The organism is Variovorax sp. YR216 (genome assembly GCF_900107745.1).
Classification (GTDB): domain Bacteria; phylum Pseudomonadota; class Gammaproteobacteria; order Burkholderiales; family Burkholderiaceae_C; genus Variovorax.
Window position 1 is genome coordinate 611152 of record NZ_FNRO01000003.1, and the last position, 13606, is coordinate 624757.

At 65.9% G+C, this 13606-nt stretch carries 17 protein-coding genes and 1 tRNA gene; 12 read left to right on the forward strand and 6 right to left on the reverse strand.

Going from position 1 to position 13606, the window contains the following annotated elements:
- Nucleotides 1-4: 4 nt before the first annotated feature.
- The gene (locus tag BLW05_RS12825) at nt 5-919 is read right to left on the reverse strand and encodes a YicC/YloC family endoribonuclease (protein ID WP_093162976.1); all 915 of its coding nucleotides are present in this window, start codon (nt 917-919) and stop codon (nt 5-7) included.
- A gap of 88 nt (nt 920-1007) precedes the next feature.
- On the opposite strand from BLW05_RS12825, the gene BLW05_RS12830 reads away from it, so the two are divergent.
- From BLW05_RS12830 to BLW05_RS12875, 10 genes are all read left to right on the forward strand, one after another.
- Nucleotides 1008-2015 carry a serine/threonine protein kinase gene (locus BLW05_RS12830; RefSeq protein WP_093162977.1) on the forward strand — a complete coding sequence of 336 codons (1008 nt, stop codon included), beginning with the start codon at nt 1008-1010 and terminating at the stop codon, nt 2013-2015.
- Between the two features lie 79 nt (nt 2016-2094).
- On the forward strand, nt 2095-3000 hold the full coding sequence (locus BLW05_RS12835) for a PP2C family protein-serine/threonine phosphatase (protein WP_093162979.1): 906 nt from the start codon (nt 2095-2097) through the stop codon (nt 2998-3000).
- 29 nt (nt 3001-3029) lie between these two features.
- Nucleotides 3030-3758: a ribonuclease PH gene (gene rph, locus BLW05_RS12840; RefSeq protein ID WP_093162980.1), complete on the forward strand. Its 729-nt coding sequence runs from the start codon at nt 3030-3032 to the stop codon at nt 3756-3758.
- Nucleotides 3759-3782: 24 nt separating this feature from the next.
- Nucleotides 3783-4382 (forward strand): non-canonical purine NTP pyrophosphatase, encoded by a 600-nt coding sequence (locus BLW05_RS12845; protein WP_093162982.1) that lies wholly within the window; start codon nt 3783-3785, stop codon nt 4380-4382.
- Nucleotides 4379-5635: a radical SAM family heme chaperone HemW gene (gene hemW, locus BLW05_RS12850; protein ID WP_371126938.1), complete on the forward strand. Its 1257-nt coding sequence runs from the start codon at nt 4379-4381 to the stop codon at nt 5633-5635. Before BLW05_RS12845 ends, hemW begins: the two co-directional genes overlap by 4 nt.
- A gap of 15 nt (nt 5636-5650) precedes the next feature.
- Complete coding sequence (locus BLW05_RS12855; protein ID WP_093162983.1) at nt 5651-6319, forward strand: TetR/AcrR family transcriptional regulator; 669 nt, start codon at nt 5651-5653, stop codon at nt 6317-6319.
- A gap of 39 nt (nt 6320-6358) precedes the next feature.
- Nucleotides 6359-6443: transfer RNA gene (locus BLW05_RS12860), tRNA-Ser, on the forward strand.
- 379 nt (nt 6444-6822) lie between these two features.
- A complete protein-coding gene (locus tag BLW05_RS12865; protein ID WP_143044824.1) occupies nt 6823-7176 on the forward strand; it encodes a hypothetical protein in 354 nt (117 codons plus the stop codon).
- A 163-nt stretch (nt 7177-7339) separates the two neighbouring features.
- Nucleotides 7340-7642, forward strand: coding sequence for a DUF4124 domain-containing protein (locus BLW05_RS12870; RefSeq protein ID WP_093162987.1), 303 nt, complete (start codon nt 7340-7342; stop codon nt 7640-7642).
- 110 nt (nt 7643-7752) lie between these two features.
- Entirely contained in the window at nt 7753-8130 is a 378-nt protein-coding gene (locus BLW05_RS12875) for an HU family DNA-binding protein (protein WP_093162988.1), read from the forward strand.
- 59 nt (nt 8131-8189) lie between these two features.
- Here the strand turns inward: BLW05_RS12875 and BLW05_RS12880 are convergent, their stop codons facing one another.
- From BLW05_RS12880 to ureE, 5 genes are all read right to left on the reverse strand, one after another.
- Nucleotides 8190-10445, reverse strand: a complete 2256-nt coding sequence (locus BLW05_RS12880) for a heavy metal translocating P-type ATPase (RefSeq protein WP_143044825.1) — start codon at nt 10443-10445, stop codon at nt 8190-8192.
- A gap of 75 nt (nt 10446-10520) precedes the next feature.
- Nucleotides 10521-10775 (reverse strand): DUF1488 family protein, encoded by a 255-nt coding sequence (locus BLW05_RS12885; RefSeq protein ID WP_093162990.1) that lies wholly within the window; start codon nt 10773-10775, stop codon nt 10521-10523.
- A gap of 128 nt (nt 10776-10903) precedes the next feature.
- Nucleotides 10904-11554 carry an urease accessory protein UreG gene (gene ureG / locus BLW05_RS12890; protein ID WP_093162991.1) on the reverse strand — a complete coding sequence of 217 codons (651 nt, stop codon included), beginning with the start codon at nt 11552-11554 and terminating at the stop codon, nt 10904-10906.
- Between the two features lie 62 nt (nt 11555-11616).
- Nucleotides 11617-12306 carry an urease accessory protein UreF gene (locus BLW05_RS12895; protein WP_093162993.1) on the reverse strand — a complete coding sequence of 230 codons (690 nt, stop codon included), beginning with the start codon at nt 12304-12306 and terminating at the stop codon, nt 11617-11619.
- Complete coding sequence (gene ureE, locus BLW05_RS12900) at nt 12306-12902, reverse strand: urease accessory protein UreE (RefSeq protein WP_093162994.1); 597 nt, start codon at nt 12900-12902, stop codon at nt 12306-12308. The genes BLW05_RS12895 and ureE overlap by 1 nt, the downstream gene beginning before the upstream one ends.
- Before the next feature lie 72 nt (nt 12903-12974).
- Between ureE and BLW05_RS12905 the strand changes: the two genes are divergently transcribed.
- Together BLW05_RS12905 and BLW05_RS12910 are read left to right on the forward strand one after the other, a co-directional pair.
- Nucleotides 12975-13202 (forward strand): AbrB/MazE/SpoVT family DNA-binding domain-containing protein, encoded by a 228-nt coding sequence (locus tag BLW05_RS12905; RefSeq protein ID WP_093162996.1) that lies wholly within the window; start codon nt 12975-12977, stop codon nt 13200-13202.
- Complete coding sequence (locus BLW05_RS12910; RefSeq protein ID WP_093162997.1) at nt 13199-13603, forward strand: type II toxin-antitoxin system death-on-curing family toxin; 405 nt, start codon at nt 13199-13201, stop codon at nt 13601-13603. Before BLW05_RS12905 ends, BLW05_RS12910 begins: the two co-directional genes overlap by 4 nt.
- The last annotated feature ends 3 nt before the right edge of the window (nt 13604-13606 follow it).

The window sequence follows — 13606 nt, forward strand, 5'->3', positions numbered from 1 at the left end:
TTTTCTATTCGATGTTCTGGACCTGCTCGCGCATCTGCTCGATGAGGACCTTCATGTCCACGCCGATGCGGGTCAGCTCGAGCGTGGCGGATTTCGAGCCGAGCGTGTTGGCCTCGCGGTGGAGCTCCTGGATCAGGAAGTCGAGGCGCTTGCCGATCTCGCCGCCCTTCTTCACGAGCCGTTCGATCTCGTCGAGATGAGAGTTCAGCCGGGTCAGCTCCTCCGCGACATCGATCCGGATCGCGAATGCGGTGGCTTCGGTCAGGGCGCGGTCCTGGGCGGCCTCGGGTGCCGTGCCGCCACTCAGGCCCATCGCTTCCTGCCAGCGCTCGAGGAATCGCGTGCGCTGCTGCTCCACGAGCTGCGGCACCAGCGGCAGCGCTTGGGTTGCAAGCGCACGCAGTTGCGCGAGATGGTCCTGCAGCATGCGGGCAAGGCGTGTACCTTCGCGTTCGCGTGCAGAGAGCAGGTCCTTGAGCGCCTTTTCGGTGACCTCGGTCAGGTCCGCTGCCCAGTCGCCCTTGGCGACGCTGTCGCCGGCGGCGAGCCGCAGCACATCGGCCACGCTGAGGTCGCGCGCATCCGGCAACCAGGCCTGGATGTGGTCCTGAACGGCGTTGAGGCGCTGAAGCAGCTTCGTGGACGGGTCGCCGATACCGGACGCTGCCCCGCTTTCGATCGCGGCGCGCAGCTCGACCTTGCCGCGTTTCAGCTTCGCCGTGAGCATTTCGCGCAAGGCGGGTTCGTGCTGCCGCAGCTCTTCGGGCAGCTTGAAGGTCAGGTCGAGAAATCGGCTGTTGACCGAGCGTATTTCGACACCGAGCCGAGGGGCTGGATGAGCCCGTGTATCGGCTTCGGAGTGGCTGCCGGCGGGGCTGTTCTGCCCGCTGGCGTAGCCGGTCATGCTGTAAACTGGCATCGCGCCTCGCTGTGATCTGTTGTTGCACCGTGGCGTCGGCACAGCGTTCGCTTGCCGCACCTTCGCCTTCGGGCGAAACTCCCGGATTATGTCAAAGGTCAAACCTTCGCCTCTGCTGCCAGACACGATGATCGGCGGCTACCGAATCGTGCGCCGGCTTTCCGCCGGTGGCTTCGGGGTCGTCTACCTGGCCGTCGACCAGAGCGGGCAGCAGGTCGCCATCAAGGAATATCTGCCTTCCTCCCTGGCAACACGGGGAACGGGGGAATTGGCGCCGCAGGTTCCACCCGAGAAGTTGTCGCTCTATCGGCTCGGGCTCAAGAGCTTTTTCGAGGAAGGCCGGTCGCTGGCGCAGATCTCGCACGCCTCGGTGGTGAGCGTTCTCAATTTCTTCCGCGAGAACGAAACCGTCTACATGGTCATGAACTACCTGGAGGGCGCGACCCTGCAGGACTTCGTCGTCACCGCGCGCGACCTGAAGAAGCAGAAAGTATTCCGCGAATCGACGATTCGCTCGCTCTTCGATGAGATTCTTCGGGGTCTTCGCATCGTCCACCAGCACAAGATGCTGCACCTGGACATCAAGCCGGCCAACATCTTCGTGACCGACGACGACCGGGCGGTGATGATCGATTTCGGCGCGGCGCGCGAGGTGCTGTCGAAGGAAGGCAACTTCATCCGTCCGATGTACACCCCCGGCTTCGCGGCGCCCGAGATGTACCGGCGCGATTCTTCGATGGGGCCGTGGACCGACATCTACGCGATCGGCGCCTGCATCTACGCCTGCATGCAGGGCTATCCCCCGAACGACGCGCCGCAGCGCATCGAAAAGGACCGCCTCGGGCTTTCGCTCTCCCGGCTGCGCGGCATCTATTCGGACAATCTGATCGAGGTCGTCGAATGGTGCATGTCGCTCGATCCGCTTTCGCGCCCGCAGTCGGTGTTCGCGCTGCAGAAGGAGCTGAGCCGCGAAGGCGAGCGCCGCTATACCAAACTCACGGTGGGCGAGAAGGTCCGCCTCTCCATCGACAACATGCGTTCCCCTGAAAAGAAGGGGCTGCCGAAGGCGGCGGCTCCCACCACACGTCCGGCATGACCCCCCAAGCTCATCACTTCGTGTATTCGCTGCCCCCCCGGGGGGGGCTCAGTGCCTTTCGGGCGGCCGGGCAGGTACTGTGAAGTTCTCCGTCTTCCAGGTCAGTCGCAAGGGCGGTCGTCTCAAGAACGAAGACCGCATGGGCTATTGCTACACGCGCGAATCGGGCCTGTTCGTGCTGGCCGATGGCATGGGCGGTCACCCCGAGGGCGAAGTCGCGGCCCAACTCGCGCTGCAGACCATCGCGGCGCTCTACCAGCGCGAGGCCCGGCCGGTCGTCAAGGACGTCAAGGCGTTCCTCACGTCTTCCGTGATGGCCGCGCATCAGCAGATCATGCGGTATGCGGGCAACAAGGGCATGCTCGACACGCCCCGCACCACCGTGGTCGCGGCGGTCATTCAAGACAACACGGCGACCTGGATCCATTGCGGCGACTCCCGGCTCTACGTGGTTCGCGACGGCGCCTTGCTGATGCGCACCCGCGACCATTCGCATGCCGAGCGCCCCCGCGTCGGTGGCGGGCCGGAGCCGGTCAACCGCAACCTCCTGCTCACCTGCCTGGGTTCGCCGACACCGCCGCTCTTCGACGTCTCGGCGCCGCTGCAACTGCAGCGCGGCGACCGCATCATGCTGTGCTCCGACGGTGTCTGGGGCGTGCTCGACGACAGCGTGATCGTCCATGTGCTCTCGTCCGGCAAGCCGGTGTCGGATGCCGCTCCCGACCTCGCCGAAATGGCGCTGCGCAACGGTGGCACCCACAGCGACAACGTGACCCTGATCGCACTCGAATGGGAAACGCCTGACGCGCCGGGGCAGAAGCGCGGCGTTTCCACCGACAGCATCAGCGACGGCGTGTTCGCGTCCACCATCCAGGCCGGCATGCCTTCGGACAGCGAGCTCGACGATCTCGACGAGGACGCCATCGAGCGGTCGATCGCCGAAATCAACGAAGCGATCAAGCGATCCGCCGCGCGCAAGGGCTAGGTCTTCTTTTCCTTTTTCCGTTCATCACCATGACTGATTTCGTACGAAGCGGCGCCCGTGCCGCAGACCAGTTGCGCCCGGTTCGCATCACCCGCGGCTTCACCATCCATGCCGAAGGTTCGGTGCTGATCGAGTTCGGCCAGACGCGCGTGCTGTGCACTGCCTCGGTCGAAGAGAAAGTACCGCCGCACAAGCGCGGCAGTGGCGAAGGCTGGGTGACCGCCGAATATGGGATGCTCCCGCGTGCCACGCACACCCGCAGCGACCGCGAAGCTGCACGCGGCAAGCAGAGCGGGCGAACGCAGGAGATCCAGCGTCTCATCGGCCGCTCGATGCGCGCGGTCTTCGACCTGGCCGCGCTCGGCGAGCGCACCATCCACCTCGACTGCGACGTGCTCCAGGCCGATGGCGGCACTCGTACCGCGGCGATCACCGGGGCCTTCGTGGCTGCGCAGGACGCGGTCAACAAGCTGCTCGCCGAGGGCAGGGTCGCCACCTCGCCCATCCGCGGCCATGTGGCGGCCATCTCGGTCGGGCTCGTGCAGGGCACGCCGCTGCTGGATCTCGAATACATCGAGGACTCGGCCTGCGACACCGACATGAACGTGGTGATGACGGGCGCCGGACATTTCGTGGAAGTGCAGGGCACCGCCGAAGGAGCCGCCTTCTCCCGCGAGGAAATGAACCAACTGCTTGCGCTGGCCGAAAAGGGCATCACCGAATTGATCGGGCTGCAGAGCCAGGCGCTTGCGGGTTGAAGTTCGGCCAACACGGAAACCGCGATGAAACTGGTCCTCGCATCCAACAACGCCGGCAAGCTCGCTGAACTGCAGGCCTTGTTCGTGCCGCTCGACGTGACGCTCGTTCGTCAGTCGGAGCTCGGTGTCGGCGAGGCCGAGGAGCCCTTCCGCACCTTCGTCGAGAACGCGCTGGCCAAGGCGCGCCATGCGTCCGCGCACACCGGCCTGCCCGCCATCGCGGACGACGCCGGCCTCTGCGTGGAAGCCTTCGGGGGCCTGCCCGGCGTGGACACCGCGTTCTATGCGACGAAATTCGGCTACGAGAAGGGCGACGAGAACAACGTTCGCGCGCTGCTCGAACAGCTGGCCAACCAGTCCGACCGCCGCGCCGCGCTCGTCAGCACGCTGGTCGCGCTGCGCAGCGCGGACGATCCCGAGCCGCTGATCGCGGTGGGACGGGTGGCGGGCCTGATTGCGAAGGAGCCGGTGGGCGACAACGGTTTCGGCTTCGATCCGGTGATGTTCCTGCCGCAATTCGGCAAGACCTTCGCCCAGCTCCCCCCCGATGTGAAGAACGCGAACAGCCATCGCGGACAGGCAGCCCGCGCGATGCTGGCGCTGATGCGCGAGCGCTGGTCGTGAGCGAGATCATCCCGATCGCAGCCAGCGGCGACAGCGCGCCCGACGGCGCTGCCGGCGCGAACGATGCGCTGCACCAGATGCGTCCGGGCCCGCTCCAGCTGTCGGCGCTGCCGCCGCTTTCGCTGTACGTCCATCTTCCGTGGTGCCTTCGCAAGTGCCCGTACTGCGACTTCAACTCCCACGAGTGGCGCGACGATACGGGCGAGTTGCCCGAGCAGCGCTATCTGGATGCGCTGGTGGCCGACCTCGACGCGGCGCTGCCGCTGGTCTGGGGCCGTACGGTCCACACCATCTTCATTGGCGGCGGCACGCCGAGCCTGTTCTCGCCCGCCGCCATCGACCGCCTCATCGGCGATCTGCGCGCGCGACTCAGGCTCGCGCCCGATTGCGAGATCACGCTCGAAGCCAACCCGGGCACCTTCGAACGCGACCGCTTCCGCGCCTACCGTGCGGCGGGCGTGACCCGGCTGTCGGTGGGTGTGCAATCCTTCAACGATGCGCATCTGAAGGCGCTCGGGCGCGTTCACGATCGCGCCCAGGCCATCGCGGCGGTGGAAGAGGCCGCGGCTACCTTCGACACCTTCAACCTCGACCTGATGTATGCGCTGCCGGGCCAGACGCTGGAGCGGCTCGACGCCGACCTTTCGCAGGCGCTCGCGCTGGCGCCGCCGCACCTGTCGGTCTATCACCTGACGATTGAGCCGAACACCTACTTCGCCAAGTACCCGCCGGAGGTGCCCGAAGACGATGCTGCCTATGCGATGCTCGACCGGCTCACCGAGCGCACCGCCGCGGCCGGGCTCGAGCGCTACGAGATCTCCGCCTACGCGCGCAGCGGCCACCAGTGCGCGCACAATTTGAACTACTGGCAGTTCGGCGATTACCTTGGTATCGGTGCAGGTGCGCACAGCAAGCTCAGCTTCGCGCATCGTGTGGTGCGGCAGGTGCGTTTCCGCGAGCCCCGGCTCTACATGGACAAGGCGCTCGCGGGTCAGGCCGTCGCACAGAGCGACGATGTCGGCATTGCCGCATTGCCATTCGAGTTCATGCTCAACGCGCTGCGCCTGAAAGAAGGGTTTACGCTTGCGCAGTTCGGGGAGCGGACAGGAGTGGCGATCACCGCCATCCAGCGCGGCCTGGAGGAGGCCGAGCGAAAGGGTTTGATCGAACGGGACCTCGCTCGGGTCTGGCCGACGACACGCGGATTCGACTTCCTGAGCGACCTTCAGGCGATCTTTCTGCCGGACTCATGAAAAAGAGACACTGCCATGGACAACAACATCGAATCTCCTGAGATCAAGCGCCGGTCACGCGGAAGGCCGAGCCCGGAGCAGGCGATCGCGCTGCGCGAATCCTTCCTCGCGGCGGCGCTCGAATCCTTCCTCGAAAAGGGCTACGCGGCCACCAGCATCGAGGCGATCGCACGGGAGGCGGGCGTCGCCAAGATCACGATCTACCGCCAATTCGACAACAAGGAAGCCCTGTTCCGCGAGGTGGTGCACCGTGCCGTGACCGGGGCCCGCGAGACCATGCAGTCCACGCTGGTCCAACACGACCAGGATCGGCGGCAGGTGCTGCTGGACCTCATCGAGCGCATGTACCTGAGCGCCACGGAGCCAAAGACGCTTGCGCTGCTGCGCCTCGTGATCGCCGAGGCGGTGCGCTTTCCCGAGCTCGCCAAGTCGCTCTATGCGGAAAACAGCTATGTGCTCGCGCCGGTGGTCGAGTACCTCGCCGAGGCCCATCGCGCGGGAACACTGCACGTGCCCCAGCCCGAACTCGCGGCGGTGCAACTGTCGACGCTGGCTTTCGGCGGCGTTCGCTTCTTCATTTCGAAGCCGCTGGCCGGGCCCGAGGAGCGCCGCGTCTGGGCCGAGGGCATTGCCGACCTGGTCCTGCAAGGCTGGGCGCCGAGAAGCGAGCAGCGCAGCGACTAAAATCCCGCTCCTGCCGTTGTGCAACGCAAGGGCAGTCCAGGAGAGTTGGGTGAGTGGTTTAAACCAGCAGTCTTGAAAACTGCCGACGAGCAATCGTCCGTGAGTTCGAATCTCACACTCTCCGCCGGTCGCTTCGCGTCTCGAAATCCAAGACTTCCCCTTCGGATTCCCTACTAAGAAGCGCTATCCCGTATGTACCAGCGCAGGCACATCGCAGCCGAGGTCTTGAAGCCGCCTGGTCTCATGGAATCGATTTTCGCGACGCTAAAGAAAGCGGGCGTGTCGCGCGTTCGCTCTACCTTGCCTGGGACTTCACGGCGGTCTGTACGCCTTGAAAACGAAAGTTCGATGACGCAAAACGGAAGGCGGGGCACGCCTTCCGTTTGCAAGAGTCCGTCAACATGTCACCGTCAAGCGGTGCGCGCCTCCTCCAAACGAAAGACTTGGCAAACCTTGTGGACGGAGCCAAACTCCGCGCCGTCTCAACTCGCAAGGAGAAGCCCGTGAATTCCATCTTTCACATCGCATCAAGGGCTTTGGTCGCTGGAGGTGCGGTGATGGTGGCGGCAAGTGCCTTCGCTCAGGCCACCGTCACTTGCGAAGATCCGCGTGTCGACCGGACCGCCTGCTACCGCGAAGCGGCGGCAGCGCAAGAGGCCAAGCGGCAAGGCCGTCTGAACAGCCCGGGCGGCTACGACGAGAACGCGCTAAGGCGTTGCCAGCATCAGCCCGCCGGCCACGCGCGCACGGCTTGCGAGAAGCGTGTGACCGGCGCCGGCAACACGAAGGTCCACGGCAGCGTGCAAGGCGGAGGCAAGATCCGTCGCAACGAGATGCCGGTCGAGCCGAAGAAGTAGTTCCGCGTGGCGAGGGTGCCCATGCCGCGAGCAGGCTAGCCTGTTGGCGATCGAAGGCCGCCGGGTGCGGCCTTTTTCACGAAGGGCGTGACCATCGCGAAAAATCCGTGGATGAGTTGAACGATGTCGTTAACATGTCGTAACAACTCTGAAGGCGCGACACATGCCATCCAAGGTTCTGCACGTTTTCCAGGCTGCGCTCGTGGTGGCGATCGGCATCACGAGCATTTCGGCCTCGGCCGAGATCCACCGCTGCAAGGACGACAAGGGACAAACGGTCCTGTCCGACCGGCCCTGCGGCGCGGCATTCACCGGCGACACGCTGCGTTCGTCGTCCCCCGGAAACGGTGCTGATCGCTTGACCGCAACCGAGATGCGCACCGGCCGCACCGGCGATGCCGCCGCGCAGTATTCCTTCATGGCGGACCATGCTTCGAGGTCCTCCAGGAAGCCTTCGGAAAGGTGATCCGGAAGGGCCGCTTCCGCGCTGCCCTATACTCCGCGCCGCTTGCAGCTTGTCTCGAATGCTGCGCCGCCATCGGCAACATGGCGTTATTCAATCAAAGGAAATTTCTCGTGAACCGTATCGAACTGGTCGAAAAGATCGCAACCGCCCACAACGTCAGCAAGGCCGAAGCCGCCCGCATCCTGGAAACGGTGACGGGTTCCATCATTGCCGCAGTGAAGAAGGGCGACCCGGTTCAGCTCATCGGCTTCGGCACCTTCAAGCAGGTGGCCCGCGCCGCTCGCACCGGCTTCAACCCGCAAGCCGGCGCCAAGATCAAGATCGCCGCGCAGAAGGTGCCCAAGTTCGTGCCGGGCGCAGCGTTCAAGGCCGCGATCGACCCGAAGGCCGCCAAGCGCAAGGCCGAGAAGGCTGCGGCCAAGCCCGCCGCCAAGAAGGCTGCTCCGGCCAAGAAGGCTGCAGCTCCGGCCAAGAAGGCGAAGAAGTAATTCGCCGCAGCCTCTTGGCTGCATGCGACGACAACGGCCCTTCGGGGCCGTTTTCTTTTTCAGCGCGGCACGCCGCGCAGCAGTCGCAGGCCGTTGCCGACGACCAGCAGGCTCGCGCCCATGTCCGCGAACACGGCCATCCACATCGTCGCGCTCCCGAACACCGCCAGCACGAAGAACACCGCCTTGATCGCGAGCGCGAGGCTGATGTTCTGCCAGAGCACCGCGTGCGTGCGGCGCGACAGGCGGATCGTCTCGGCGATGCGGCCGAGCCGGTCGTTCATGATCACCACGTCGGCCGCTTCCATGGCGGTGTCGGTGCCGGCTGCGCCCATGGCGAATCCGATGTCAGCCTGCGCCAGCGCGGGCGCGTCGTTGATGCCGTCGCCGGCCATCGCGACCGGCCCGTAGCGCTCGCGCATCTCGCGGATCGCGCCGAGCTTGTCCTGCGGCAGCAGTCCGCCCCTCGCATCGGTGATGCCCGCGTCGCGCGCGACGGCCTGCGCGGTGGCTTCGTTGTCGCCGGACAGCATGACCGGGGCGACGCCCAGCGCACGGAGCTGCGCGAGGGCGCTCGCCGCATCCGAACGGAGCGTGTCGGCGACCGCGAAGACGCCGAGCACGCTGCGTTCGTTCGCCAGAATCGTCACGGTGCGCCCCAGCGCTTCGTGCGTGGCGAGTTCCGCTTCGAGCCTCGCATCCGATTGGCCGCGCTCCCTCATGAGCCGGTGGTTGCCGAGAACCAGCGCCTCTGCGCCCACCGTGCCGGCGACCCCGCGGCCGGGCAGCGCGGTGAAACCGTCGACTTCGACAGCTCCGACTTCCAGCCCCTCGGCGATGGCCTTCGAGACCGGATGATCCGACCTCGCTGCCAACGACTTGGCGAGCTGCGATACGGCGGCTTCGTCTGCCTGCATGCTGCCCCACGCGCTGAAGGCCACGAGCTTCGGCGCGCCTTCGGTGATGGTGCCGGTCTTGTCCAGCGCGACTGCCTTGAGCAGCCGCGCATCTTCGAGGTACGTGCCGCCCTTGATCAGGATGCCCCGTCGCGCGGCTGCCGCGAGGCCGCTCACGATCGTCACCGGCGTCGAGATCACCAGTGCGCAGGGGCAGGCGATCACCAGCAGCACCAGCGCCTTGTAGATCGACGCCAGCCAGGCCCAGCCGAGGAACAGCGGCGGCAGCACCGCCACCGCCACGGCCAGCGCGAAGACCACCGGCGTGTAGACGGCCGCGAAGCGGTCCACGAAGCGCTGCGTCGGCGCGCGCGAGCCCTGCGCCTCCTCGACGGCGTGGATGATGCGTGCGAGCGTGGTGTTGCTGGCGGCGGCCGTCACGCGGAACTCGATCTCGCCATGCTCGTTGATGGTGCCTGCGAAGACGGGATCGCCGGGCTCCTTGTCGACCGGGATGCTCTCGCCAGTGACGGGCGACTGGTTGATGCTGCTGTTGCCTCGCACGACGATGCCGTCGAGCGCCAGCCGCTCGCCGGGCTTCACGCGCGCGACGGCGCCGATCGCGATGGCCTGGGCCGGCATGCGCAGCCATGTGCCATCCGGCTGTTGCACCTCGGCATCGCTCGGCGCGAGATCGACCAGCGCCTTGATCGCATTGCGCGCCCGGTCCACCGAGCGCGCTTCGATCAGCTCGGCGATCGCGTACAGCGCCATCACCATCGCCGCTTCGGGCCATTGGCCGATGACGAATGCGCCAGTCACCGCCACCGACATCAGCGCGTTGATGTTGAGCCGGCCCTGCCGCAGCGCGCTCAGGCCCTTGGCATAGGTTTCGAGGCCGGCGAGTCCGATCGCGATGGCGGCGATCGCCATGCCGAAGCCTTTCCAGGCGATGGTGTCGGGCGCGAAATAGGCGATGCCTTCGGACGTCAATGCCAGCGCGAGTGCGGCGGCGAAGCGCAGGTAGCCGCTGGGCTGGTCCTGCTGATGCTCATCGACGTGCTCGCCGTCGCCGTGCGTCGACGACAGGGCCAGCGGCGAGGGCGCGTAGCCGGCCTTGCGGATCGCATCGAGCGCCAGCGCCACGGCGCCCGGAGTGCCATCGATCCTCAGCGTGCGCTGGCCGAGTTGGAAGTGCAGCCCGCGGATGCCGGCGATCGGCTCGACTGCCCTGCGGATGTCGGATTCCTCCGCGCTGCAGTCCATGGTGGGAATGCGAAAGGTGTTGTCCGCGACGGGCCCGATCGGTGCGGCGGCTTCGTGGGCGTGATCGGCGGCGCAGCAGTGGTCATGTGCGCCGTGTGCGCCGCGTGCGACGTGCACGCCGCCGACCGGTGTTTCTAGGGAGCTTCTTGCCATGCACCCATTGGAAACCCTGAAGTGACTACAAGGTCAAGCGATGGTGCGCGCTCTCCTGAATGGTGCGGTGCGGCGTCAGAAATCGGCGCTGTGCAGGCAGATCGCCTCGTTCGGATTGGCGCGGTAGCGTTCCATCGCGAGCGCATCGATCGAGTCCGAGTTCTGCGCGTAGGCCTGCACGAGGTCTTCCGGGCCTTCCGGTGCGTGGAAGCGTTTGTGGAGCGCCTCCTCGTCGATCCGCGCAATGATGCGGGCACCGTCGTAGCCATCCGGGTAGATGGCGAACTGAACGCTGGCGGCCGCGGGGAGGAAGATTGCTTCGGAAGCCATGATGGATCTCAACTGCTGACTCGTTTCAAAGAGTGTCTGGCGTAACTGCAACGCCGAACATAGGTCCTTTGTCCTATGACCCCTCAGCAAGTTGCGGACCATTTCACGGTCCGTCCGGCAAACATGTTTCAGTGCGCGGTGAGCATCCCGCGGTCCTCGATGAAGGCGACGACATCGGCAAGCCCCGACAGCGTCTTGAGGTTGGTCATGACGAAGGGGCGCTGCTTGCGCATGCGCTTCGTGTCGGCTTCCATCACGCCGAGGTCCGCACCGACGTGGGGCGCGAGGTCGGTCTTGTTGATCACGAAGAGATCGCTCTTGGTGATGCCGGGTCCGCCCTTGCGCGGGATCTTCTCGCCGGCGGCGACGTCGATGACGTAGATCGTGAGGTCCGACAGTTCGGGGCTGAAGGTCGCGGCGAGGTTGTCGCCGCCGGATTCGACGAACACCACGTCGGCGTCGGGAAACTGCGCCAGCATCCGGTCGATGGCCTCGAGATTGATCGATGCGTCCTCGCGGATCGCGGTGTGCGGGCAGCCGCCGGTCTCCACGCCCATGATGCGTTCGGCCGGCAAGGCCCCGGCGACGGTCAGCAAGCGTTGGTCTTCCTTGGTGTAGATGTCGTTGGTGATGGCGACGAGGTCGTACTTGTCGCGCATCGCCTTGCAGAGCATCTCGAGCAGCGTCGTCTTGCCCGATCCGACCGGGCCCCCGATGCCGACACGCAGCGGCGGCAGCTTCTTGGTGCGATGGGGAATGTGGTGAAGGGCGGAGGACATATCAGTTTCTCAGCAAATTGACGTATGGCGTGAGGCGCCCGAGTCCGGGGGTGAGCTCCATGCTAGCTTCTGAAGAGTCGCGAGTATTGGGATTCGTGCCGGGACGAGAGCACCGCCAACATGGGCGAAAAGGCCTGCCGGTCGTCATCCGACAGTGTGAGCGCATGCCCGACGGCCGTGGGGATTTCCGATGCGAGCCGCGCGAGCATGCGCTGCCCGGCGCTCTGGCCGAGCGGCACCGCCTTGACCGCTGCGGCGGTCATGTTCTCGGCCCAGCCGAAGGCGAAGGCGAGGCAGGCGTCGTGCGCGCTGGCGTCGGTGCGGCTTGCGGCAAATGCGAAGGCGACGGGGTAGCTGGCGGGCAGCTTTTCGAAGACCTGCGCGGCATCGTCGTGGTGCAGCTTGAGCCATTCGACGAAGGAGCGGCCCATCTGCTCGGTCTGCAGCAGGAACTCGGACGACTCGCGCGTGTGGAAGACCCAGTCGTTGAGCGCGCCGATGCGCGACAAATCGCCGCGGCGCCACGCCGGAATCGCCTGCGCCACGATCGCGAGATCCGCTCGCGCAAGGCTCAGGTGGAGCTGGTCGGCCAGCCAGTCGGCCGCCTTTTTTTCGCTGTCGATACCGGCCCATTCGATGCCCGCCTCAAGCCCCTCGGAATAGGAGAACCCGCCGACGGGAAGCGCCGGCGACGCCAGCCAGATCAGCTGCAGGAGGCTTGCGGCGGGGAGGGCGGCCGGAGCGTCGTCCATCAGTGCGAATGGCCGTGATCGTGGCCATGGTGGTCGTGGTCGTGGTCGTGGTCGTGATGCCCATGCGTGCCTGAATAGGCATCCGGATGCAGCACCGGCCCCACGGGCGCGGTTCCGTGCGAATGGCCGTGGCCCGCACCGTGCGCACCGTACGCGCCGCCTTCGGGCTCGAAGGCCTCTTCGCCTTCGCGCACGATGAGATGCATCGAACGCAGCATTCCCGCCAGCACGTGATCCGGCTCGATCTTCAGGTGATCGGGCTTCAGCTCGATCGGCACATGCCGGTTGCCGAGGTGATAGGCGGCGCGCGTCAGGTCGAACGGGGTGCCGTGTTCTGTGCAGTGCGTGATGACCAGGACAGGCTGCGGCGCCGCGATCACGCGGATGAGCGAGCCGTCTTCCGCGACCAGCACGTCGCCGCCGCGCACCGCAGTGCCGCGCGGCAGGAAGACGCCGATCTGGCGGCCTTGCGAATCGGTGATGTCGAAGCGGCTTTTCTGGCGCACGTCCCAGTCGAGTTCGACGGTGGCGGCGCGCTTGAGCAGGACCGGCGCGAGGCCGCCGCCCTGGGGCATGAGTTTGTTGGCTGTGAGCATCGATGCTTGCGGCGTTGGATGACGGAAGGATAATATAACGCTTGTTATAACTTCGAGCCTACGGAGCCATCAATGTCCGCTCTCAAACTCACCCAGATCGGCAACTCGGTCGGAGTGATCCTGCCCAAGGAAGTCCTGGCGCGAATGAACCTCGGCAAGGGAGACACGGTCTACCTGACCGAAGCCAGCAACGGCGGAGTGACCCTCTCGCCGTATGACGATGAGTTCGAGCGGCAGATGGAGGCGGCGCGGCGCATCATGAAGAAGCGACGCAACGTGCTGCGCGAGCTCGCGAAGTGACGGCAGCCAACGAATCCTGGACCTGGCTCAGCGTGCGCACGATCCAGGCGGCGCACGACGAGCAGTTGGCCGAGCATGGAGGCCCTGGCGGCTTGCGCGACGAAGGCCTCCTGGCTTCCGCCTTGGCGCGTCCCCAGCACCGGGCGCTGTATGACTCGCCCGACGCTGCGGCGCTCGCGGCGAGCTATGCGTTTGGCATTGCGCGCAACCATCCGTTCGTCGATGGCAACAAGCGCACGGCCTTCGTTGCGCTGGAGCTTTTTCTTGACCTCAACGGATACGAACTCGACGCGTCCGATGAAGACTGCGTCTTCGCGATGCTCGGCCTCGCTGCCGGGCAGATGGATGAGGACGCCCTTGCGGCGTGGGTCCGGACCCGCCTTGGGACGCGCAGCGCCTGACAT